Genomic DNA, 23331 nt, shown 5'->3' with positions numbered 1-23331 from the left:
GTCGGACGACACGAACTGCTACGGATCACGCGGAGACGGCCTCGCGGGATTCCCTGCTGCGCGCGGTGACGGCGTCGACGATCGCGATGACGAGGCCGACGGTGACGAGGGCCGCCGCGACGGAGAGTCCGACCTGGAAGGCGGGTGCCCAGTCGCGGGGGTTGTCGGCGACGCGGGCGAAGAACACTGCTCCGACGAGCGCGATACCGGCCGCGGATCCGATGCGCTGACCGGTCTGCAGCACGCCACCGGCGATGCCGGCACGCTTCACCGGCACCTCGTCGAGGGTGAGGGTGATGTTGGGCGAGATGACGAAACCCGAACCGAGACCGGCGATCAGCAGCGGGAAGGCAGCCGCCCAGCCGACGCCGTGACCCGGCACGAACAGCGATGCGACGACGGCACCGACCATCCCGATGGCGACCATCAACAAGCCGACGGCGACGAGGCTGCGGCCGAATCGACCGACGATCGCGCCACCGATCCGCGCGGACACCGCCGACCCGACCGCGAACGGCGTCACCGCGAGGCCCGCGGCGAGGGCCGAATAGCCCAGCCCCTGTTGCACATACAGCGTGTAGATGAAGAAGATCGTCGTGAACCCGGCGAAGTAGACCATGCCGATGATGCAGCCGAGTGAGTACGACCGGATGCGGAACAGCGAGAGGTCGACGAGCTGCTGCTGGTCACGCTGACCCTGTCGGCGCTCCCAGAGGAAGAACGCGCCCAGGAACACGGCGGCGACGATCAGCAGCAACCACTTCGCCGACCCCTTCCACTGCTGCTCCTGCACCAGCGGCAGCATCACGGCGACCACGCCGAGCCCGAGCAGCACCACACCGAGCGGGTCGAACGAGGACATCTTCAATGGCTGCCGCGCCTCCTTCGGCTCCGACGGCAACAGCTTGATGGCAGCGATGAAAGCGACCACGCCGATCGGCACGTTGACCATGAAGACGTAGCGCCACCCGTGCTGCTCGCCGCCGAGTTGGATGAGGACCCCGCCGAGCAGCGGGCCGACCGCCGTCGAGATGCCGATGGTCGCGGCGAACAGGCCGAACGCCTTGGCGCGCTCGGCACCGCGGAACAGCTGCTGGATGAGGCCTGAGACCTGCGGGCTGAGGATGCCGCCCGCGACGCCCTGGACGAGTCGGGCGATCACGAGTGTGAGCGGCCCGGCCGCGAGGCCACACGCCGCCGAGGCAGCGACGAACAGCACCAGCCCGACGATGAACGTCACCTTGCGGCCGCGGGCGTCGCCGATCCGTCCGGCCGGGACGAGGAACAGACCGAACGCCAGCGCGTAGCCCGACACCACCCACGACAGGTCCGCCGACGTCGCGCCGATGCCCTTCTCGATGGAGGGCAGCGCGACGTTGACGATCGACACGTCCAGCAAGGTCATGAAGCCGACGACGAGGCAGACTGCCAGCGCCGTCCACCGCTTCGGGTCGGGCTGGAACTCCTCCGTCGCGGCGGGTGGGGTCTGGGTGGCCATGAGCGTGTCCAACACCGATGTTCGATCCGGGCTTCCCGAAACTGGGCAGATCGTCCAGTCCGGCCCGGCTCGCCCCCTCACATCGTCGTGCGACCGTCGATGCTCTCGCGGATGATCTCGGCGTGCCCGGCGTGCTGGGAGGTCTCGGCGACGAGGTGGATCAGGACGCGGCGGACGCTGTGGGACGCGCCGGGCTCGTTCCAGGGCGCCTCGGGGAGCGGCGTGGTCCGCGACAGGTCGGCGACGCCGGCGATGATCTCCTCGGTCCGCACCGCGACGTTGCGGTAGTGCTCGACGATCGACTCGCGGGTGTCGCCCTCGAGCATCTGGAAGTCGTTCTGACGGTCGATCGCCCACTGCGGCCAGGTGTGTGCGGTGCCGCTGAAGATGTCTTCCCACGTGACGCCTTCCGGCAGGTCCGTGGCCATCGCGGACGTGCCTTCGACGACGAACCGTCCCCAGGCGGCCTCCGTCGATGCGACGTGCTTGATGAGCCCGCCGAGACAGAGCGCACTCGCGGTCGGGCGCTCGCCCAGCTGCTCGTCGGTGAGCCCCTCGGTGGTGCCGATGATGACGTCGCGGGCGAGCGCGAGTTCGGCGAGCAGTTCGGCGCGGCCGTCGTCGGTCGTTGTCTCGGTCATGGCTTCTCCTGAATCGTTCGGCGGGACATCTCGATCATGGTTCGCATTCCGGACGGTTTCGGTCCTAAATAGAGGAATTCACGCAGACTTCCCCGGCACAATCTCGGCATGTCCTCATCCGAGCGCCCCTTTCGCCGAGTCGAGCACGACGCGCTGCCCGCGTGGCGACGGATCACCGCGGGCGAGCCGCGGTGGGCGGCGGCGCTGGCGATCGTCGCGGTCATCGCCCTGCAACTCGCGCTGCCCGAGCGGCTCAACCTGTCCTCGCGGTGGCTGCTGCCGGCTGTCGAGGCGGTCCTGTTGGTGACGCTGGTGGTGTCCAACCCGTTGCGCATCGAGAGGGGCACCCGCCCGATCCGCGCGATCAGCCTCGGCCTCATCGCCGTCGCGAGTCTGGCCAACGCGTACTCCGCGGTCCGACTGGTCGTCGACATCGTGTCGTCGTCGCATCACGCGAAGGCGCCGGAGCTGCTGGCGACCGGCGGCGCGATCTACCTGACGAACATCATCGTGTTCGGTCTCTGGTACTGGGATCTCGATCGCGGTGGACCCGCCGCGCGGGCTGCCGGGATCCGCGAACACCCCGACTTCCTGTTCCCCCAGATGGCAACACCCGAGATGTCGCCTCCGGACTGGGAACCCCGCTTCGCCGACTATCTCTACGTGTCGTTCACCAACGCCACGGCGTTCAGCCCGACCGACACCATGCCGATGACCCGCTGGGCGAAGCTCGCGATGATGGTGCAGTCGGTGATCGCGCTGGCGACGGTCGCCATGGTGCTCGCCCGGGCGATCAACATCCTCAACTGAGCGATCGCACGCGCGCGGCCTCCCGGATCAGGTGATCGCGTTCGGCCACCGACGACGCCGACGCGGCAGCAGCCGTGTAGAGATCCCCCGCTGCGACGAGGTCGCCCGCCATCTCGGTGAGGTGTGCGCGCACCGCGACGTGGCGGGGCAACTCCGGGTCGAGGTCGGCGAGCGCGGCGAACCCGGCCCGGGGACCGTCCGCCTGCGCGACCGCGACCGCCCGGTTGAGCCGGGCGACGGGGCTGTCGGTGAGGGCGACGAGCTCGTCGTACCACTCGACGATCTGCACCCAGTCGGTCTCGTCGGCGGAGGACGCGTCGGCGTGCAGAGCGGCGATCGCCGCCTGAGCTTGGTACTCCCCCAGTCGATCCCGTGCGAGCGCGGTCTGCAGGATGTCGACGCCCTCGGTGATCAGCGCGGTGTCCCACCGGCTGCGGTCCTGGCGGTCCAGCGGGATCAGCTGTCCGTTCCGCCCTGTCCGCGACGCTCGCCGGGCGTGGTGCAGCAGCATCAGAGCCAGCAGACCCGCGACCTCGGGGTCGTCGGTCATCGCGGCCAGCATGCGGGTGAGTCGGATCGCCTCCGCCTCGAGGTCGACGTCACCGCCGTACCCCTCGTTGTAGACGAGGTACAGGACCCGGAGCACGGTGCCCAGGTCACTGGGCCCGCCGAGACGCAGCCGGCTCACCGTCTTCTTCGCGCGACTGATCCGCTGCGCCATGGTCGTCTCCGGGACCATGTACGCCTCGGCGATCTGTCGGGTGGTCAGCCCGCCGACGGCGCGCAGGGTCAGTGCGACAGCCGACGCCGGCGTCAGGTCCGGGTGAGCGCACAGCAGGTACAGGTCGAGCGAGTCGTCGCGTGCCGCAACAGGTCCCGGCTCCGGTTCCAGCGACACCGTGTCCTCGCGTCGTCGCCGTGCCGACTCCGACCGCACGGCGTCGAGGAACGACCTCCACGCGACCGTGGTGAGCCATGCCCGCGGGTCCCGTGGTGGGTCGTCGGGCCAGGATGCGAGCGCGGTGACCAGCGCCTCCTGCACGGCGTCCTCGGCCGACGCGAAGTCTGCGCCGCGCCGGACGAGGACGCCGATCACCGCGGGCACCAGGGCCCGCAACTCCACGTCGTCGACCACGGTCATGCTCTCAGTCGGTCATCACCGGAGGCATCTCGAGGAACGGCCGCAGCTCGAGCCACTCGTGGATCGGCTCACCGCCGGCACCGGGCGCCGCCGAGAGCTCGCCCGCCAGTTCGAGCGCGCGGTCGTAGGAGTCGACGTCGATCACCATCCAGCCCGCGATCAGGTCCTTGGTCTCCGCGAACGGCCCGTCTGTCACCGGCGGGCGTCCGGGGCCGTCGTGGCGCACGAAGGTCCCCTCGGGCGAGAGCGCCTGCGCGTCGACGAACTCGCCGGTCTCCTTCAGCGAGTCGGCGAAGTCCCGCATGAACTGCATGTGGGCATCGACCTCCTCCGGTGTCCACCGATCCATCGGTGCGCCGCGGAATCCGGGGGTCGGGCCGCCGCGGTAGTGCTTGAGCATCAGGTACTTCACGGTTGTCTCCTCGCGTTCGTCGCGACGCCGGTGCGTCGCTCGTACCCCTGGGACGTCACCGTCGCACGGTTCTCGACATCGTCGACGACAATTTTTCTCGACGATCCTTCGCCGCGATGACCGATGTGCGATGTCGGTCCGGTGGTCCCTGCGTTCCGGCCATACTGGACACGCTCGACGGCAGGCGTCGACGGTGGAGGAAGAGGGCGGCATGAAGAAGCTGGTTTTCGCGGCGATCGCGGCAGGAGCACTGGTCCTGGCGGGGTGTTCCGACTCCGACTCCAGCTCCCCGAGTTCCGCCGACACCGCGTCGCAGTCGGCCTCGCGTGCCGCGGACTCGATCGGTGGCGCCGCCTCGAGCGCGGCGAACGCGGTGGGCGACGCGGCGTCTGCCGCCCGCGACAGCGCCTTCATCGGCGCTCTCGGTGTGGGCAACCTGAAGTTCGGCGACGACTCCGACATGACCTCCGAGGCGCGTGACGTGTGTTCGAGCCTGAACGACGGCAAGAGCGCCGCGGACGCCGGCAACGACGTGAAGGACAAGTACAACGGCGACGAGTCCAAGGCCAAGGGCTTCGTCCGCGCCGCGGTCACCGCGTACTGCCCCACCGAGGTCGGCAAACTCATCTACTGATCGGTCTTGACCCTCACGCAGCGTGGGGCTCGAGCATGGTCGTCACCGGCGCACGGTGCGTCGGGTGAGGAGTTCCGATGACGGACGGCATGCTGCGGGTGGGTCGCCTGGCCGAGCTGACAGGTCTGACGGTGCGCACACTGCACCACTACGACGAGCTCGGCCTGGTACGACCGTCCCACCGCACGGCCGCGGGCTATCGGCTCTACGACGACTCCGACGTCGAGCGGCTCTACCGGGTGATCGCGCTGCGCCACCTCGGTCTGCCGCTCGACCGCATCGCCGAGGTGCTCGAGGACACGTCGTCGTTGGAGTCGACGCTGCGCGCCCACGACCGCCTGTTGGCCGAGCAGATCTCGGCCCTCCAGTCGGTGCGGGCGAGGATCGGCGCGAGCCTGTCCGGCGTGCGGTCGACGTCGTCGTCGGATCTCCTCGACGTGATCCGAGAGGTGACGACGATGGACGAGACGATGGCGAAGTATTTCGACGCCGATCAGATGGGTGAGCTCGCCCGCCGACGGGAGACCGTCGGCGACGAGCGCATCGCACAGGTCGAGAACCGGTGGCCGAGCCTGATGGCCGAGGTCGACGCGGCGATGGCCGAGGGCGTCGATCCCTCCTCACCGCGGGCGGTCGCGCTCGCGGTGGAGTGGATGGGGTTGCTGGAGGAGTTCCACGGCAACGACCCGGGACTGAAGGAATCGCTGTACCAGGTCGCGCACGACAACGCCGAGCTGCAGGCCGACGAGACCGCGCAACCCATGTTCGCGGGACCGACCACGGAGCAGATGGAGTTCGTGGGCGCCGCCTACGAGCACCGCTCCTGAGCGGTCACCGGCCCGGTGCGTACCCCGTGACCCGGACGACGGCCGCCGCCTTGCCGTCGGCACCGACCGCGGTCACGTCGACGATCGCCGTGCTCCGGCCGGCGCGGAGGATCCGCGCCTCGTAGCGCGCCTCGCCCCCGACGGCCATGGGGCGGAGGTAGTTTGCGCGGATGGAACCCGTCGCCAGCGACACCTCCCGCGAACGGTTCATCGTCGCCGCTGCCACCGTCTCGGCGGCGGCGACGATGATCCCGCCGTGCACGATGCCGACACCGTTCTGCAGGCACGGGTCAGCGAGAGCGGCGACCGCGTCGTGGTCGCCGTCGACGGGCCCGCCGAGGCCGAGCATCCGGACCAGGTCGTCGCGGTCGGATCCCTCGACGGTGTCCTCGGGCAGGCCGTCGAGCGGGGTCATCCCGCCGAGCGCCGCGGTCCGCACGATCCCGTGCCCGACCTCGGCGCCGTCGACGGTGATCGTCGATCGGGCCATGGCCGTCGCGCCGTCGCGCGCCACCGTCCGCCCGCTGGACCTCGCCACCCGGCCGGACGGCAGGGGCACGAGGAGGTCGACGGACAGTTCGGTCGTGACGGTCACACGGTCGGCGCCGTAGGCCAGGAAGTTGGCCGTGCCGCCGGCGGAGTCGACCAGCATGGCGAGCAGACCCGCGCTGAGCGCGCCGGTCGCGGGGGTCCGCCAGCGACCGATCGGCATCTCCATGGTCAGCTCGTCCGACGACTGGTCGGCGGCGGGAGCCAGCTCGAAACGGGTCTCGGCCGGGTCCGTGAACTGCTCGGCGATGCTCACCCAGGTGGGGACGGTGGTCATCGGGGGATGGTATCCATCCCCTCCCCGACCGCCCGGGTCGACATCGGCGCCGACCACGCAGCGCGGACCGCGCGGGGGTCGTGACCGCGATGACGGGCCAGGGCGACCCGGATCCATCGGAACTGCCGGTTGTCGCGACCCGGCGACCACACGACGACGAGCAGCCCACCGACGATCGCCACGATGCCGAGCACCGTCATCGAGTCGTGCATGCCCGAGATGAACGCGTCCCGGGCCGCTGACTCCACCGGTGCACCCTGCGGCCCGAGTCGCTGGGCAACGGTCAACGCGGCGGCCAGAGACTGCCGGGCCGCGTCCACCACCTGCTCCGGAGCCCCCCCGAGGCGGTCGACCAGCGCGTGGGTGTATCCGGCGGCGAGGATCGACCCGGACAGGGCGATGCCGATGGCAGCGCCCATCTCCCGGGTCACGTCGTTGACCGCCGACGCCACGCCCTGCTTCTCCCGCGGTGTCGCCGCACTGATGGCGAGGGTGCAGGCCGCCGCGCACAACCCGACACCCGCGGCGACCGCGATCAGCGGCCAGGTGGTAGCCCAGTAGCCGGACTGCGCAGAGATGGTGCGGTGACAGATCAGACCGACGCCGGTGAGCAGACATCCGAGCGTCCCCACGATCCGCAGGCCGAGTCGCGGCAGGAACCAGTGGGTGCAGACGCTGAGCAGCACGATCGGCACCACCATCGGCATCAGCGCGAACGCCGACCGCAGCGGGGAGTACCCGAGCATCAGTTGGTACTGCTGGATCACGACGAAGAACAGGCCGAAGTTCGTCATGAACACGACGGTCACGACGAACGCGCCCGTCGCGAAGTCCGCGCGCCGGAACAGGTGCATGTCGAGCAGGGGATGCTCGCGCCGCAGTTCGACGACGGTGAACGCGGCCGCGAGGACCACACCGGCCACCATCGACGCCCACACCAGTGGGTCCGACCATCCTCGGTGCGGGGCCTCGAGCACACCGAACACGAACACCGCGATGGCCGCCGCGCTGAGCACCGCGCCGACGACGTCGAAGGGGGCCGCGACCTCCTCGCGCGAGGAGGTCACGGTGCACGCGAGGACGGCGAGCAGCGCCCCGGCGACGACGAACGCGACGAAGATCGACGGCCACTCGAAGTAGCGCAGCAGGATCCCGCTGCCGAGGAACCCGACGACCGCGCCGGAGCCGGCGGCGCCGGCCCACACCCCGACCGCCTTCACGCGGTCGGCGTCGGAGAACGCCGTCGTCAGCAGGGAGAGGGTCGCCGGCATGACGAAAGCTGCACCGACCCCCGCGAGAGCTCGCGACACGATGATGGCCGTCGGACCGTCGACGACGAGCGGGATGACCGACGCGAGCGTCACGACCACGAGCCCGCCGATCAACGCCCCGCGCCGCCCGAACCGATCACCGAGTGCCCCCGCCGGAAGCAGAAGGCACGCGAGGACGAGCGTGTAGCCGTCGATGATCCAGGTCAGTTGTGTCTGCGTGGCCGACAGGTCGACCGCCATGTCCGGCAGGGCCGTGTTGAGGGCGACCATCGACGACATCACCAGCGTCAGTCCCAGCGAGCTGACCACGGTCAGCCAGATCCGACGGACGGTCCACGTGGGGGCGGGCGCGGTGGGTGCGGTCATGACTGCCTATCGCCGGTGTGCGACCGACACTAGACAGTCGTGCAGCAATGTGTCTAGATCCGCCCTACGTCTCGCGGCAGGCCAGTACCCCGTCGATCGCGTGCCACGGGGTCGGATACGTCGCGATCGCTGCGGTGCGTGCGGCGAGCGCTCGCCGGACCAGTGGCTGCACCGCCCGCGCGAGCGGCCGCGCGAACCTCGCGTGGTGACGCAGGGTGGACATCGAGTCGTCGAACGTGTGGTGCTGGAAATCGAGATCGCGCTGCGCCGACGCGGTGTCCATCCAATCGGTCGCGAACCAGGTGTCGTCGTCATCGGGATCGCCGTGGCGGACCTTCGGCAACCCTCGGGTGATGCCCAGCGCGGACGCGTAGGCGTCGGCGAAATCCCCGGTGCGCAGTCGGTGCGAGGCGTCCCCGCCGAGCATGTACGTCCGCTCCGCGAGCGTCGTGGACACGCTCGCGGCCGCGAACGCGGCACCCGCGTCGCGCACGTCGATGCTGTGCATGCGCCCGTCCGCGGGCATCACCGCCTCCATCCGGACCTCGTCGCCCTCCAACCACAACGGACGCGCCACGTCGATCACGCCGCCGAGCCTCAGCACGACCCCGTCGATGTCGCCGCGGCGGATCACCTCTTCGGCCGCTGCCTTGGTCTCGCCGTAGAGATCTCGGGGTCGCAGCGGGGTGTCGGCGGCGAGCAGGTCGTCGTGGTGGAAGGGGTTCCGTGGGCCGAAGATCGCGACGCTCGACGCCTGCACCAGGCGCACCGTCGTCCCCTCGACCGACCGGACGATGTTCTCGACGGCCAGTACGTTCGACCGGCGCGCGCGTCCGGGCGATCGATAGCAGGCCGGCGGGATCATCGCCGCGATGTTCGCGATCGCGTCGGGCCGCACCTCGGCGACGGTGCCCGCCACGTACTCCGCATCGGCGAGATCGCCCCATCGCACGTCGACGCGTCCCGGCCCCAGGCGGCGCAAGCGCTGGACGGTCTTCTCGTTCGACCGGCTCCGTCGCGCCATCACGACGACCTCGTGGCCCGCCTGCACGAGCGACTCGACCGTGTGGCGTCCGACGAGTCCGCACCCGCCGGTCACCAGGACATGGCGGCCCACCTCACCCGACATCATCAGTCCTCCCCCGATGACATGGCTGCGACGTGCAGCGCGCGCCTCAGTCGACCACGTGCGCGTCGTGCCGCAGGAAGCGGAACCCGTAGCGCGCAAGCGACCGGAGCGGGACGGGAGCGGGCCAGTGATCGGACCGGAAGTGCGCGTCGGTCCCACCGTCCACGACGACCATGCTCCCGGCCATGTCCGCCGCCGCGGGACCGAGCATCATCACGATCCACGCCGCGATGTTCTCCGGGTCGCCGAAGCGTCGGGTCGGGATCGGGAACGCCCGCAACTGGCCGGCGTTCTGTCCCTGCAGCTGCGTCCGCAGCATCGGGGTCATCACCGCACCCGGGGCGATCACGTTGAGGTTGATCCCGGATCCGGCCCAGGCCCGGGTGACCGCGGCACGCCGGGCCCAGCGGGTCACGGCGATCTTCGACGCCGCGTAGGTGAACGCCCCCGCCGCCGGACCGAACCTGCGCATCACGCGCACCGCGCCGTCGACATCACCGGCGAGGAGTCGACGGACGGCGGACCTCGGGACCAGCGGGGTGGTGGTCGACGAGTTCGACCCGATCACGACCGCCTTCCCGCCGGCGGCCTCCAGTGCCGGGCGCCACCCGGTCAGCAGGTCTCTGACACCCAAGAAGTTGACCGTCGCGACGAGGTGTTCCTTGCGTGGTGTGGGACCCAGCCCGGCCGCCATCACCGCTCCGTCGAGGTGCCCGTCGGCCAGGTCGAGGACCGCGCGCGTCGCCTCGGTCCGCCCCGCCTCCGTCGACAGATCGGCCACGACGTCGGCGGTCTGGCGATCGACACCGATCACGCGGTGACCGTCGGCGATGAGCCGAGCCGTCACCGCCGCGCCCATCCCGGACGCGCTTCCCGTCACCGCGAACGTCCCCATCCGGGCCTCCGATCAGTCGTGGTCTGCGACCGCGGCCACACGTGACCGATCGCTCGTTCGGTAGACCGTACAGCGTCGCTGCGTCCCTGCCCTCAGACGGCGTCGGGATCGCCGAGGAGGTCGACGAGGGCGGGCGAGGCGAGTCCGAAGTTCCGCAGCCGGTCGAGCGGCATGGACCCGACGAGGGTCAGCAGATCGGACCCGGCCATGCCCCCCGCACCGTCGGGCATCGACGACGACAACGCCTCGGCGACGGCGGGATCCGCGAGCGCCTCGACGAGCGTGGACTGCCAGGTGACCGGGAGATCGATGTCGTCCCCGGTCACGGTCACCGACGCCTCGAGGCGGATGTCGCGACTCGACGCCCCGATCTCGACGTCCCAGGACCCACCCTCCACGATCCACCTCCCGACGCGGACGTCCCAGTGCGCCAACGCCGCCCGCTCGAAGGACATCGCGACGCGGTGCGACGCCGTCGGCTCGAGCTCCGGCGTCACGGTGAAGGCCTTCAGTTCGCGCACCGGGCGCACCACCGTCGACTCCGTGCGACCGACGTAGACCTGCACCACCTCGCGTCCGGCGACCGCGCCGGTGTTGGTGACGTGCACCTCGACGCGCACGGTGTCACCGTCGAGGGTCACGGTCGGCTCGGAGTACTCGAAGTCCGTGTAGGACAGTCCGTGTCCGAACGAGAACGTGACGGGCAGTTCGCGCGCGTCGAAGCCGCGGTAGCCGACGAAGACGCCCTCCCCGTAGCGCAGATGCGAGTGCTCGCCGGGGAAGTCGAGGTACGACGGGCAGTCGGCGAGGCGCACCGGGACCGTCTCGGCCAGTCGGCCCGATGGGGTGACGACGCCGAACAGCACGTCGGCGAGTGCTCCCCCACCGGCCTGACCGAGAAGCCCTCCGTCGACGATCGCCGGGACGTCGTCGACGAACGGCGCGAGGCGGACCACGCCGCCGTGCGACAGCACCACCACGGTGCGCGGCTGGGCCGCGACGACTGCCGCCACGAGCTCCAGTTGGTCCGAGGGCACCTCGATGTCGGGGCGGTCGAACCCTTCGGACTCCTGCGTGTCGCCCAGCCCGAGGAACACCACCGCGACGTCCGCGTCGGCCGCCGCACCGGCGGCGGTGGCCCGCAGCGCGACCGCGTCGCCCGAGTCGTCCGTGGTGAAACCCTGAGCCGCGGTGACGGACTCGTCGCCGGCGTGCGCACGGATCTCGTCGACCGGGATGTCGACGCGGGTGGCCGCGACGTGCGAGCTGCCGCCGCCCTGGTACCGCGGCGACTGCGCGAACTCGCCGATGACGGCGATGCGGGCGCCGGGACGCAGTGGCAGCACGCCGCCCTCGTTCTTCAGCAGGACCACGCACCGCGCGGCGACCTCGCGCGCGAGGCGGTGGTGCGCATCGTGGTCGACGTCGTCCCGGTGCGCGCGGCCGACGGCGGTCCGCTCGGCGAGCCTCGCCACCGCCGCGGTGGCGCGGTCGAGATCGGCTGCGTCGAGGACACCGGACTCGAGCGCGGCGACGACCGAGGCGTCCCCCGTCCCGCCGTCGCCGGGCATCGTCAGGTCCAGGCCCGCGCCCAGGGCGGCGACGCGGTCCCGCACCGCACCCCAGTCGCTGACGACGAGCCCGTCGAAGTCCCACTCCCCGCGCAGGAGGTCGGTGAGGAGCCAGTGGTTCTCGGCCGCGTACACCCCGTTGATCCGGTTGTAGGAACACATCACCGTCCACGGGCGCGCGGTCCGCACGATGCGTTCGAACGCCCGGAGGTAGATCTCGCGCATCGGGCGCTCGTCGACGTCGGAACTCGACCGCATCCGGTCCGTCTCGGCCTGGTTGAGCGCGAAATGCTTCAGAGACGTACCGACGCCGACGGATTGGACGCCGGTCACCCACGCGGCGCCCAGCACGCCGGCGACAAGTGGGTCCTCGGACCAGTACTCGAAGTTCCGGCCGCCGCGGGGATCGCGCTTGATGTTGACCCCGGGACCGAGCAACACGTCGACGCCGAGAGCGCGCGCCTCCCGACCGAGAGCGACCCCGACCCCCTCGACGAGATCGCGGTCCCAGCTCTGAGCGAGTCCGACCGCGGGTGGGAAGCACGTCGCGGGTTCCGAATCGGCGATGCCGAGGTGGTCGGCGTCGCCGCGTTGGCGTCGGACACCGTGCGGGCCGTCGGTGAGGACCAACGACGGCACATCGCCGACCGCCTCGGTCGACCAGAAATCGGCGCCACGCGTCAGCGCGACCCGCGGGTCGGTGGGGGCCTCGTCGGCCATGCTGCCTCCTGCCGCTCGTCGATCACCCCGACCCTACGGACGTCATCGCGTGTGATGGTCGCGTCGTCCATCGCCGACGTGCGACGACCTCCACTGCCACGACCAGTGCGACGCACCCTCCGACGAGACCGACGACCGCAGTCGTGAACAGGATCGGGTCGTGGGTGGCGAGTTGCGGCACGTCCCGGCTCGGGACCGCCACCGCACCTGTGAACGCACCCACCACGCCGAACCACGAGTTCCGCATGAACCGCCGGTGCATCTCGACGCGTCCGCGGACCGCGGCCCAGAGTCCGACGGAGATCGTGATCGTCGTGAAGGCCGTCAGTGCGTGGAAGAAGCTGAGGTGCCCCGGTCGGAGCTGCTCGATGAACATCGACGTGGCCAGTGCGACGTACATGACGCCGACCCAGATCCTGCCCAGCCACCGGTGGGCGGTGTCGCCGCGCGGGCGGCGGAGCAGGACCACCGGCCCCAGCAGCAGCGCGAGGGTTGCGCAGACCGCGTGAACGGCGACGACAGGACTCATCACACTGTTATATGCTGGTCAGGTGGCTGACGTCAACGATGATCTCTCCCGCCGCCTCCTCGACGAGGCGGCCCGGATCCTGCACGAGGTGGGTCCGTCGGGCCTGTCCACGCGCAAGCTGGCCACCGCGGCGGGTACGTCGACGATGGCCGTCTACACCCACTTCGGCGGCAAAGACACGCTGCTGTCGGCGCTGTACCGCGAGGGTTTCCGACGTCTCGGCGCTCGGCTCGACGAGGCGACCGGCGCGGACCCGCTGTCGGCGCTCACCGCCGCGGGACGCGCCTATCGGGCGGCGGCCTTGGAGTCACCGAGCCTGTACACGCTCATGTTCGGTCCGCCGCCGGCAGGTCTCGTGCTCACCGACGACGACACGTCGGCCGCCGACGCGACCTTCCAGCCTCTCGTCGACCGCGTCGAGGCGGCGGTCGGGGCGGGGTCGATGACCGGTGACCCCGATCGGATCGCGATGCACCTGTGGGTCGTCGCTCACGGAATGGTCGGACTCGAGCTGTCCGGCAGGACCTTCGCCGACGACACCGACGCGGAGCGCTCGGCCCGCTACGACGAGGCGTTGCTCCTGGCCGCCGCGCCGTTCGTCACCCCGCGCTGACGCCCGACCGGATCGAGTCGTCGATGGTCGAGTTCGGTCCACCGACGCGGTAGCTCGCGCCGCGGTGGTTGTCGGGCAGGCGGTCACCGCGCTCGAAGAGCTTGTGGCGCAGCGTGCCCGGCGTGTACTCGCGCTGGTAGCTGCCGCGCCTCTCGAGCGCGGGGACGACGTGCTCGACGACGTCGGCGAAGGTCCCCGGCGTCACCGCGTAGGCGAGGTTGAACCCGTCGACGTCGGTCTCGGCGACCCACTCCTCCAGCTGCTGCGCGATCGACTCCCCCGACCCGACGAGCACCGGCCCCATCCCGCCGATGCCACCCCACGCGGCGATGTCACGCACCGTCCACTCCTTGCCGTCCGGGTCGGCCTGGGAGAACGCGGCCACAGCGGACTGGATGGCGTTGGACTCGACGTTGCCGATGGGCTCGTCGAGGTCGTAGGCGGACAGGTCGATGCCCATCCAGCCCGACATGAACACGAGAGCGCCCTCGTCGCTGGCGTAGGAGCGGTACTCCGCGGCCTTCGCCTGCGCGGCCTCATCGGTCGCGTCGGTGATGATCGTCAGCAGCGTGTAGATGCGCGCGTCGTACGCACCCCGGCCCGCGGCGACGAGCTCCGCGCGGATCTTCCCGACGACGGACGACAGGATCTCCTTCGTCGGCGCCGCGACGAAGATCGCCTCGGCGTTGCCCGCCGCGAACCGCATGCCGCGCGGCGACGCCCCGGCCTGGTAGATCACCGGCGATCGCTGCGGCGACGGCTCGGAGACGTGGATCCCCGGCACCGAGTAGTGGGTGCCCTGGTGGCCGATGTGGTGCACCTTCGCGGGATCGGCGAACACCCCCGCCTCGCGGTCGCGGCGGACGGCGTCGTCCTCCCACGACCCCTCCCACAGCTTGTAGAGGACCTCGAGGTACTCGTCGGCGTGGTCGTAGCGGGCGTCGTGCGCGAGTTGATCGGTCTCGCCCATGTTGCGCGCCGCCGACGGCAGGTAGCCGGTGACGACGTTCCACCCGATCCGGCCCCTCGTCAGATGGTCGAGGGTCGAGATGCGCCGGGCGAACGGCACGGGATGCTCGAACCCGGTTCCGGTGGTGATGCCGAAACCGAGGTGCTCGGTCGCGTGCGCCATCGCCGAGACCAGCAGCAGCGGGTCGTTCACCGGGGTCTGCGCGCCCTGACGGATGGCGGCCTCGTCGGTGCCGGCGTAGACGTCGTAGGTGCCGAGCACGTCGGCGATGAACAGGCCGTCGAACCCGCCGCGCTCGAGCAACCGCGCCAAGTCGACCCAGTAGTCGATGGTGGTGTAGTCCCACGACCGGTCCTGCGGGTGGCGCCACAGCCCCGGGGACTGGTGGGCGACGCAGTTCATGTCGAAGGCGTTGAAGCGGATGGGGCGGGTCATCCTGCCAGCGAACCGGAGACGGCCTCCACGCGCGACGATTGCGACCACGGTGAGGGGAAAGCGCCCTGCACGGCGTGGGTACGGTGGGCGTCGTCGAGGAGGAGGTCGCATCGCACATGGGAAGTCACGCACGTCCTGGGCTGACGACGGTGCGCGACATGATCCGCTCCGATCCCGATCGCTTCGTCGAGGACTTCTACACGCGGCTGTTCTCCGTCGATCCCGATCTGCGTGACCTGTTCCCGCTGACGATGACCCACCAGCGTGCGGCCCTGTTCGGGATGCTCGACCACGTCCTGGAATCGTTGCCCGATCCGGCCACCCACCCCCAGCTCGTCGAGACCCTCGCCCAGTTGGGCCGCGACCACCGCAAGTTCGGGGTGGTCGACAGCCACTACGACGTGTTCGGCCGGGTGCTGGCCGGCCAGTTGCTCGCCGTCGCGGACCTCGATCCCGCCGACGACGACGCCGGCCCGGTGGTGCAGACCACGTCGCTGGTGACCGGGGTGATGCGCGGGGCGGCGATGACGGCGACGAGCCCGCCGACGTGGTCGGCGCGGGTGGTCGAGAAGTACCGGCTGACCCGGGATCTCGCCGTGGTGCGCCTCGTCGCCGAGCACCCCGAGCACGTCGCGGAGGCGTTCGACGTGGGCCAGTACGTCGAGGTGTCGATCCCGCAGTGGCCGCGCGTCTGGCGCCACCTGTCCCCCGCGATCCCGCCGAACCCGTACGGGGAGATCGAGTTCCACGTGCGGTCGGTGCCTGGCGGCAGCGTCAGCACGTCCATCGTGGCCGAGACCGCGGTCGGCGACGTGTGGACGCTCGCGCAGAGCCACGGCACGCTGAGCGTCGACCCGACCCGGCCGACGCTGATGGTCGCCGGCGGGACCGGCATCGCTCCCCTGCGGGCGATCCTGCACGACCTTGCCCGACGGGTCGATGTCGCACCGACACACCTGTTCTGGGGGACGCGCTACCCCGGTGAGCTGTACGACGCACGGCGCTTGATGCATCTCGCGACGGTCAACCCGTGGTTGTCGGTGACGCTGATGTCGGAGACCGAGACCGACCCGTGGTGGCTCGACGACGCCGTCGACCTCGCGGCTCTGCATGCCGACCACCGCACCGGACGGCTCGCCGACGTCGTGGCGCGTGCCGGCGACTGGTCGCAGCGCCAGGTGCTCCTCGCCGGATCGGCGTCGATGATCGAGACGACGCGTCGAGCCCTCATCGTCGCCGGCGTCCCCGGTCGACTCATCGACCACGACCCGGTCTGAGGGTCAGCCTGCCGAAGAGGGCTTCACCACCGACGCGGCCGGGGACCCACCGGCACCACCGCTGGGATCCGGGACCGTGGTGGTCGTCGTCGGCGGGGTCGTCGTCGTGACCGGGGGCGGCGTCGTCGTCCGTGTGACCGTCTGTGGCGGTGGGGTGACCGTGACCGTCTGTGGCGGGGCGGGCGCCTCGGTCGGGGTGTCGGTCCCCTGGTCCTGTGTCGCGGTGTCGGTCGTGGTGGTCGGCCGTGGCGTCGACGAGGTGCGGCTCGGGGTCGACGTGGTCGTCGGCGTCGTGCTCGAGGACTCGGTGCTGTTCGCGGGCGTCGGCGAGTCCTCGGAGTCGGCGACGAGCACGACCACCGCGACGACGATCGCCAGCACCAGGGCGGCCAGCGCGGCGCCGGCGAGGATGATCCACCGCGTCCGTGCCGATCCGGTCCGCAGGCGGGTGCGGCCATGCAGTGCGGCGCCGTGCGCGGCCGCATAGGTCGGCGCCTCGGCGATCTGGACCGGCAGCTGGGTCTCGTACTCGAGGGCGGCCGCGACACCGGGAACGGCGGCGCCGGGTCCGACGACGAACACGCCCGTGCGGCCGGTCTCACTCACCGGGAGCAGTCGGAATGCCTCACCGACGGTGGCGGCACCCGACGGATCAGTGACCGGTTCGCGCTGCCCACCACCCGGCAGCTGCACCGCGCCGACCACCGTCGCGGTCTCGGTGTCGACGGCAGCGATGGACAACTCGTTGAACGGGATCGCGTCGTCGGCGAGGTCGATCACGACCACCTGACCGCGCTGATCCGACTGCGCCGCAGCCACGTTCGCGAAGGCGAAGGGGGTGTCGGTGACGATCGTCCGGCGGTACCACTCGGGGTCGCCCGAGGCGCCCGCGGTGATCGTGTTGTGGAGCGCGACCTGGACGCTGCGCTGCGCGCACGCGACGGTGATGGCCTCGACCTCGAACGGGACGGTCTCCACGAGCTGGGTGACGGCGTCGAGGACGGAATCCGGGGTGGCGTCGGAGAGGTCGGCGGTGTTGCGGGCGAGCACGTTGCCCGTCTCGGCCTCCATGATCACCGAGGCGACCTGCAGGTCGGTCACGGAGACGCCCAGCACCTGACTCACCGCGACTCACCTCCTCCACGATCTCGAATCGGACCCGACACTATCGGCCCGCGCGCCGCGCGCGGGCATCCGGCTCGCCGGTGTGGGCCACTCGGCGCGCCGCTCGCGTCTACGCTCTGGCCCTGTGACCGCCGATCGTCCTGCCCGCCCGTCCCGGCCGCCGGTGTCCGTCGCGCCGATGCGGGAGCCGGTCGACCCGAACCGCCCCCGTCAGGTCGACGCCGCGATCGGCCTGTGGGCCGTGACGCTGGTGGGTCTCCTCGTGTCGGCGGTGTTGGTCGCGCTGAAGCAGGACGTCGTGCGCGCCACGCTGCGGAGGTCGCTCACCGACGACCACCCCACCACCTCGCCCGGTGACATCCGCGCCGCGGTCGACATCACGATGATCGGCGCCGCCGCGATCGTGGTGATCGTGGTGTTGCTCGTGATCTACGGCTCGGTGCGGATCCGCGAGCGCCTGCGCGGATCGCGGACGACGCTGACCACGATGGGGGTCCTCACCGCGGTGGGATCGATCGGCTTCTGGACCGTGCTCTCCCCCGCACGCGGCGACGTCAGCCCGGCTTTGAACATCCTGCCGTTCGCCGTCGCCGCCCTCGCTGTGATCGCGACCGTCCTGATCTTCCTGCCCCGCGTCTCCCGCTGGCTGGAGGCGGCACCGAAGGTCTAGAGCCTTTTCGCCCGCGATCCGGCCGCTTCGCCACCGCGATCCGGGTTCGCCACCCAGATTCCGCGGGCGAACCCGCCGTCCGGTTGCGAGTCAGCGTCCGACCGGTCGTTGCCGTCGCTAGCATTCCCGGCATGTCCGTTTCCGACGCCTGGGCCGACCTGATGTCCACACTGCGCGAGAAGGCTCCGCGGACGGCCGAGTCGTTCCTGCCGCCACCCTCGGCTGAGCAGGTCCGGTCGGTGGAGGCGTCGACCGGCCTGGACTGGCCCGGCGAGTTGCGCGAGTTCTTCGCCCTTCACGGCGGGCAGCCGGAGAACAACCTCGGAGGCGACATCTTTCCGAGGCAGGAACTGTTCGGCGTCGAGCGCGCGCACTCGGAGCGAGAACTGATGATTGAGGTCTGGCGGGACCTGGCCGACGGGGACACCGAGTACTACGTCGGCGGATACGACGCACTGCCGGTGGAGCATCCGAATGCCGGCGATGTGGCCGTCGCCTTCCTGCCGCAATACATCCCGATCAGTGGACTCGACGGCTGGCTTTACTTCTGTGACGTGCGCCCCGGCCCGCGCCGCGGATGCGTTCGCAACTATTACAAAGACGGGGCCGACGAGGGTGAGCCCACCTGGGAGTCGATCACCGCGATGCTCGTCGGGCTGCGCAGCAGCATCGAGAGCGGGACCGTCGTCGACGGATGGGAACCGCGGATCGTCGACGGATGCGTCGACTGGCAACCCAGGGGCAGTGACGACGAAGCACCGCAGCCCGCACCGATCGAGTCCGTCGTCATCCACACGGGCTACGAGAGCCCGCAGGTCTCGCTGTCCGACCGTGATCCGGATGACCCTGGTGCAGACACTCGAGCCATCGCCCGGGCTGTGATGGCGGCGGCCGCAGAGAAGTACGGCAGCGACCGCGTCGGCGGGGCGCAGACACTCATCCCGTGGATTCCGAACACACCGGGATTCGTGGCCGGCTGCATGGCGATCGTCGACGGCGCCCAGGTCTTCCACGCCGCAGTCGTGACCGAGACGCCCGGACTGTTCCAGGTCCACGAGATCCCACCCGGCGGTACGCGCTTCGAACGCTGAGCTCGCCCCCGTCGTCGCGATCGCATGTCCGCGCGCTGTTCGCACGGTCCCGAGCCGTCCGCACGGCGCCGGAGGCATGCGAACGACGCGAGGGCGTGCGAACGACAGCCGACCGTGCGAAGTTGCGTCATCTCGCCCGCGCTGTCGCCGTATCGCCACCCGGAGGCGGGTTCGCCACCGGGATTTCGCGGGCGAAACCGGCTCGCGGTAGCGAGATAAGGGTCTAGCGAGCGAGTCCGGCGAGGACGCCCTCGGCGCTGCGGGCGGCGGCGTCGCAGGCGAGGGACGTCGGGCGGTCGAGGAGAGGGTGGCGGGCGCGGGCGCGCCACATCCGGACGGCCTCCAGCGCCGCGGCGCGGATGGCGTCGTCGTCGCTGTCGTCGGGCAGGCCGAGGCGGATCGCCGGGTCGGTGCCCATGCCGCCGACGATGCGGGTCAGGTCGGCGAGGTGCTCCTCGGGCAGGTGTATCCGTCCCGACCGCAACCGGCCGAGCAGTCGCAGCTCGGCGAAGCCGTGGACGTCGGCGAGCATCCGCTCGGCGTCGTGACGCAGATCAGTCGCCCCTGCGGCGCGACTGTCGGCGAGGATCCGCCCGACGGCGACGAGGGCGGAGTGACTCTTGAGCTGCTCGGCCCGCTGCCCGAACTGCACGTCGATCACCGACCGCAACTCGTCGAGCCCACTGCGCTCGACGAGTTCGGCTGCGAGCGTGGGTGAATCGGGAGTACCGAGGCGTATCAGCGTGACGGACAACCGGATGCCGAACATCCCGAACCGGTCCAGCAGCCCGGCGCGGACCTCCGGCGACACGGGCAGATCCGTTGTCGGGGAGGCGAACCGGTCCACCGACAGCATCGCCAGGTCCAGATCGTCCGGTGCGACACCCGCGAGGGTGACCAGTGCCCGGTACTCGACCTCGCGCATCGTGCGCGCAGCCAGGGCGACCAGTCCTGCGACGGGGACGACGGCCTGACACAGGCCGGTCCGTTCCAGTTCCCCGGCGAACCGGGCGGCGACGTCACGGGCGGACATCATCGCGTCCATGCGCCCGGCGCCGATCTCGTCGGCGCGGGACACGACGCCGACCACGCCGAGGGGCCCGGACTCCCGCCCGATCGACTCGTTGATGCGGCCGAGCATCGTCGTGTCCGCGGCCGAGAGAGTGCGGAGCAGGTAGACGACGGCGTCGGCGCCCGACTCGGCGTCCTCGGGCGTGAGCATGTCGACGGTCTGCGCGGACACCTCCCGCGACAGCGACGCCGTGCCCGGCGTGTCGATGATGGTGGTGCTGCGCAGCGCCGATGCCGGCCAGGTGACATCGAGACGGGACACGCGGTCGGAGGTGAGGGTGCCGAAGTCGAAGGTGAGTCGCCCGCCGGGCCGCAGCACCGGGATCGACGTGGTGCGGTTCTCGTCGTAGGTGGCGGTCACCGTGGGCGTCGCGCCCTGGCGGTACCAGGTGACGACGCGGGTGCACTCCGTCGCGTCGGTCGGGGCGATGTCCTGCCCGACGAGCGCGTTGAGCAGCGTCGACTTGCCCGCCTTCAGCGACCCGGCGAGCGCGATGCGCAGGGGCTCGTCGAGGCGACGCGAGCACTCGAGGAGACGTCCGTAGCTGTCCGGGTCGTGCGCGTGCGCCTGCAGTGCCGCGTCGATCAGGGCGCGCGCCCGGTCGAGCGTCCTCACGCCTGCCATGGTGACGGATCGGTGCTGTGGCGGCCCGTCGGGGTGGTCGGGGACTGCGCGACGGCCGGTTGCCCGGGCGGGGGCGTGGTTGCGGGCGCGACGGCCGACCGGACCGGTCCGGCGGCCACCTCGAGGCGGTCGGAGACGGTGCGCAGCGCGGCGACCGCCCGCAGCTGCTGCTCGAGTTCGGCGGTGCGCGACGCCCGCAGGGAGTGCTCGGACTGCGCGGCCTCCTGCGCCACCCGCAACGACTCGCTCACCGAGCGCGCGGCCTGGTCGGCGACGTCGACGAAGTGGTCGCGCAGCGCGCGCTGGACCCCGCGGAGACGGTCACGGGACTCCTTGCCGACCTGGAAGCTGACGTCGTCGGTGAACGCGTGGATCGCCTGCTTCGCCTTGATCCGACGCTGGTCGACGCGGGCACCCTTGTCGTCGCGGTAGGCCTTGGACCCGAGCAGCACACCCGCGCCGACGGAGATCGGGTTGATCAGCGCCAGCCCCATGAGCGTGGTGATGAGACCGAACATCAGCACACCGCCGTAGGACCCACGCAGGCCGATGAGCGCCTTCTGTCCGATGCCGAGCCGCCCCGACTCGAGGTCGGCGAGTTCGGTGACCGGTTCGAAGACCCCGTCGATGTCGGCGATGTCGAGGTCGGGCAGTTGTGTCTTCGCCGTCTCCGCGAAATGCTCGGCGACGCGGTTCGCGAGCCACACCGACTGCTCGTGCGCCCACACGAAGTTGTCGCCGACGGCGGTCGCGATCTGGTCGGCCAACCACTCCGACAGCTGCGCCCAGTCCTTGCCGGGATCGCCCTCGTCGACAGCCTTCTCGGCTTCGCGGGTCACCGCACGCAGGCGGTCGCGCAGGTCGTGCTCGACGTCGCCGGCGAGGTCTGCGATGCCGTCGGCCAGGGTCTGCTGCCAGCGCGACGACTTCTGCTGCATCTCCTCGGCCGCGGTCTGCGCCCGACGCAGACCCTCGAGGGCGACGGCCGCGGTCTCGGGGTCCCGCAGGGCCGCGAGTTCGCTGCCCAGGGTGAGTGCGAGGTGCTCGGACACCGATCGCAGGTCGAGCGCGACCGAGGCGCGGGTGGTCTGTTCGGCGTGCGCGACGACGCGGTCGCGGAGGAACCCGTAGAGATCGGTGAAGCCCGACTCGGCCATGAGGCCGGCGTCGTTACGGCGGATCGCGTGGGTCCGCAGCACCGAGCTGATGGGCAGCAGCGGGACGTCGATGCCCTCGCGCTGCAGGTGTGTGCGATCGGCTTCGACGATGCGGCGCCAGTGCGGGTAGAGGTCGGTCTTGGAGACGAGGCACGCCACCGTCGGGCACAGCGCGGTGACCTGCTTGAGGAACTGCACCTCGGGCTCGGTGAACTCCTGGCTGGCGTCGGACACGACGAGCACCGCGTCCGCGGACGGGATGAGACCCAGGGTCGACGCGGCGTGCGGGTTGCCGTGGCCGCCGACGCCCGGCGTGTCGACGAGGACCAGCCCGTCGGCGAGCAGCGGGTTGGGCACGGACACCTCGAGCCGGACGACGGGCCGGCCCTCCGCGTACGGGGTCTCCGGGGTGATGCCGCGGATCGCGTCGATCGGGATCTCGACGATCAGCGGCTCCCCGCCGGCGTCGTCGAGGACGAGCCGCGCCGACGCCGTCTGCGCGTGCTGCACCAGCGTCGGGACCGCGGTGGTCTCGTCGTCGCCGACGGAGCACACCTCGATGTCGAGCAGGGAGTTCACGAACTGGCTCTTGCCCTGTTTGAGCTGACCCACCACGACGATCCGCAGTCGGGGATCGATGATGCGGGTCCGCGCGCCGTCGAGACGGGCGACGAGGTCCTCCCGCTCCAGCCCCGCGGCGACCTCCGCCATCTGCCGCAGCAGTTCCTCCAGCTGCCTGCTCGCCGTCTGATCGGTCCCCGCAGGACCGTGCGATCCCGGGAACTGCTGTGCCGGTGTCGCGGGGCCGGCGGCGGGGAGAGGTGAACCGTGGGGCGGGGGCGTTGGCTGCATGGTGGGGGTGGCGGGGTCCTGTCCGTGTGTCGTGACGCGGGTGCGGTGGCGACGGCCCGGGGCCAGAAACCACACCGGCCCCGTACGCAGAGCGTACGGGGCCGATGCCGTCACAAGGCCTCGAGACGGCAGTTCGGGGCAACCGTCCGTTCGGCCGTGACCGGCTCTGTGGCGC

21 protein-coding genes are annotated in these 23331 nt (G+C 70.9%); 7 read left to right on the top strand and 14 right to left on the bottom strand.

The genetic code is table 11. The features are described from left to right. Positions 1 to 25: 25 nt before the first annotated feature. Together Q1A98_RS04700 and Q1A98_RS04695 are read right to left on the bottom strand one after the other, a co-directional pair. Entirely contained in the window at positions 26 to 1498 is a 1473-nt protein-coding gene (locus Q1A98_RS04700) for an MFS transporter (RefSeq protein ID WP_299570269.1), read from the bottom strand. A gap of 77 nt (positions 1499 to 1575) precedes the next feature. Next, the gene (locus Q1A98_RS04695) at positions 1576 to 2139 is read right to left on the bottom strand and encodes a DinB family protein (RefSeq protein WP_299570268.1); all 564 of its coding nucleotides are present in this window, start codon (positions 2137 to 2139) and stop codon (positions 1576 to 1578) included. 108 nt (positions 2140 to 2247) lie between these two features. On the opposite strand from Q1A98_RS04695, the gene Q1A98_RS04690 reads away from it, so the two are divergent. Beyond that, on the top strand, positions 2248 to 2949 hold the full coding sequence (locus tag Q1A98_RS04690; protein ID WP_299570266.1) for a hypothetical protein: 702 nt from the start codon (positions 2248 to 2250) through the stop codon (positions 2947 to 2949). Here the strand turns inward: Q1A98_RS04690 and Q1A98_RS04685 are convergent. Both Q1A98_RS04685 and Q1A98_RS04680 read right to left on the bottom strand, forming a co-directional pair. Next, on the bottom strand, positions 2942 to 4090 hold the full coding sequence (locus Q1A98_RS04685; RefSeq protein ID WP_299570264.1) for a sigma-70 family RNA polymerase sigma factor: 1149 nt from the start codon (positions 4088 to 4090) through the stop codon (positions 2942 to 2944). The two genes, Q1A98_RS04690 and Q1A98_RS04685, sit on opposite strands and share 8 nt — an antisense overlap. A 4-nt stretch (positions 4091 to 4094) precedes the next feature. Further along, positions 4095 to 4490 carry a YciI family protein gene (locus Q1A98_RS04680; protein ID WP_299570577.1) on the bottom strand — a complete coding sequence of 132 codons (396 nt, stop codon included), beginning with the start codon at positions 4488 to 4490 and terminating at the stop codon, positions 4095 to 4097. Between the two features lie 223 nt (positions 4491 to 4713). On the opposite strand from Q1A98_RS04680, the gene Q1A98_RS04675 reads away from it, so the two are divergent. Both Q1A98_RS04675 and Q1A98_RS04670 read left to right on the top strand, forming a co-directional pair. Then, positions 4714 to 5136: a DUF732 domain-containing protein gene (locus Q1A98_RS04675; RefSeq protein WP_299570262.1), complete on the top strand. Its 423-nt coding sequence runs from the start codon at positions 4714 to 4716 to the stop codon at positions 5134 to 5136. A gap of 77 nt (positions 5137 to 5213) precedes the next feature. Further along, the gene (locus Q1A98_RS04670) at positions 5214 to 5963 is read left to right on the top strand and encodes a MerR family transcriptional regulator (RefSeq protein ID WP_299570260.1); all 750 of its coding nucleotides are present in this window, start codon (positions 5214 to 5216) and stop codon (positions 5961 to 5963) included. Positions 5964 to 5967: 4 nt separating this feature from the next. Here the strand turns inward: Q1A98_RS04670 and Q1A98_RS04665 are convergent, their stop codons facing one another. From Q1A98_RS04665 to Q1A98_RS04640, 6 genes are all read right to left on the bottom strand, one after another. After that, the gene (locus tag Q1A98_RS04665; protein WP_299570259.1) at positions 5968 to 6789 is read right to left on the bottom strand and encodes a PaaI family thioesterase; all 822 of its coding nucleotides are present in this window, start codon (positions 6787 to 6789) and stop codon (positions 5968 to 5970) included. Next, complete coding sequence (locus tag Q1A98_RS04660) at positions 6786 to 8426, bottom strand: MFS transporter (protein ID WP_299570257.1); 1641 nt, start codon at positions 8424 to 8426, stop codon at positions 6786 to 6788. The genes Q1A98_RS04665 and Q1A98_RS04660 overlap by 4 nt, the downstream gene beginning before the upstream one ends. Before the next feature lie 64 nt (positions 8427 to 8490). Next, the gene (locus Q1A98_RS04655) at positions 8491 to 9558 is read right to left on the bottom strand and encodes an NAD(P)-dependent oxidoreductase (protein ID WP_299570255.1); all 1068 of its coding nucleotides are present in this window, start codon (positions 9556 to 9558) and stop codon (positions 8491 to 8493) included. Positions 9559 to 9601: 43 nt separating this feature from the next. After that, positions 9602 to 10450, bottom strand: coding sequence for an SDR family oxidoreductase (locus tag Q1A98_RS04650; protein ID WP_299570254.1), 849 nt, complete (start codon positions 10448 to 10450; stop codon positions 9602 to 9604). A gap of 92 nt (positions 10451 to 10542) precedes the next feature. Then, positions 10543 to 12741, bottom strand: a complete 2199-nt coding sequence (locus Q1A98_RS04645) for a glycoside hydrolase family 3 C-terminal domain-containing protein (protein ID WP_299570252.1) — start codon at positions 12739 to 12741, stop codon at positions 10543 to 10545. A 22-nt stretch (positions 12742 to 12763) separates the two neighbouring features. Beyond that, complete coding sequence (locus tag Q1A98_RS04640; protein WP_299570250.1) at positions 12764 to 13270, bottom strand: DUF2306 domain-containing protein; 507 nt, start codon at positions 13268 to 13270, stop codon at positions 12764 to 12766. A 22-nt stretch (positions 13271 to 13292) separates the two neighbouring features. Between Q1A98_RS04640 and Q1A98_RS04635 the strand changes: the two genes are divergently transcribed. Then, a complete protein-coding gene (locus Q1A98_RS04635) occupies positions 13293 to 13883 on the top strand; it encodes a TetR/AcrR family transcriptional regulator (protein ID WP_299570248.1) in 591 nt (196 codons plus the stop codon). Here Q1A98_RS04635 and Q1A98_RS04630 read toward each other — a convergent pair. Further along, positions 13870 to 15288: an LLM class flavin-dependent oxidoreductase gene (locus tag Q1A98_RS04630; RefSeq protein ID WP_299570247.1), complete on the bottom strand. Its 1419-nt coding sequence runs from the start codon at positions 15286 to 15288 to the stop codon at positions 13870 to 13872. The genes Q1A98_RS04635 and Q1A98_RS04630 overlap by 14 nt on opposite strands. Positions 15289 to 15404: 116 nt before the next feature. Between Q1A98_RS04630 and Q1A98_RS04625 the strand changes: the two genes are divergently transcribed. Beyond that, complete coding sequence (locus Q1A98_RS04625; protein ID WP_299570245.1) at positions 15405 to 16565, top strand: FAD-binding oxidoreductase; 1161 nt, start codon at positions 15405 to 15407, stop codon at positions 16563 to 16565. A gap of 3 nt (positions 16566 to 16568) precedes the next feature. On the opposite strand, the gene Q1A98_RS04620 is transcribed toward Q1A98_RS04625, so the two are convergent. Next, positions 16569 to 17690, bottom strand: a complete 1122-nt coding sequence (locus Q1A98_RS04620; RefSeq protein ID WP_299570244.1) for a hypothetical protein — start codon at positions 17688 to 17690, stop codon at positions 16569 to 16571. 124 nt (positions 17691 to 17814) lie between these two features. On the opposite strand from Q1A98_RS04620, the gene Q1A98_RS04615 reads away from it, so the two are divergent. Together Q1A98_RS04615 and Q1A98_RS04610 are read left to right on the top strand one after the other, a co-directional pair. Beyond that, complete coding sequence (locus tag Q1A98_RS04615) at positions 17815 to 18360, top strand: hypothetical protein (protein WP_299570243.1); 546 nt, start codon at positions 17815 to 17817, stop codon at positions 18358 to 18360. A gap of 131 nt (positions 18361 to 18491) precedes the next feature. Continuing rightward, positions 18492 to 19451 (top strand): SMI1/KNR4 family protein, encoded by a 960-nt coding sequence (locus Q1A98_RS04610; RefSeq protein ID WP_299570241.1) that lies wholly within the window; start codon positions 18492 to 18494, stop codon positions 19449 to 19451. Between the two features lie 223 nt (positions 19452 to 19674). Here Q1A98_RS04610 and Q1A98_RS04605 read toward each other — a convergent pair whose 3' ends face one another. Both Q1A98_RS04605 and Q1A98_RS04600 read right to left on the bottom strand, forming a co-directional pair. After that, a complete protein-coding gene (locus tag Q1A98_RS04605; RefSeq protein WP_299570240.1) occupies positions 19675 to 21147 on the bottom strand; it encodes a dynamin family protein in 1473 nt (490 codons plus the stop codon). After that, entirely contained in the window at positions 21135 to 23156 is a 2022-nt protein-coding gene (locus tag Q1A98_RS04600) for a dynamin family protein (RefSeq protein WP_299570239.1), read from the bottom strand. Before Q1A98_RS04600 ends, Q1A98_RS04605 begins: the two co-directional genes overlap by 13 nt. Positions 23157 to 23331 lie beyond the last annotated feature (175 nt).

The organism is uncultured Williamsia sp. (assembly GCF_947494875.1).
GTDB lineage: Bacteria > Actinomycetota > Actinomycetes > Mycobacteriales > Mycobacteriaceae > Williamsia_A.
This window is presented reverse-complemented; position numbering and strand designations above follow the sequence as displayed.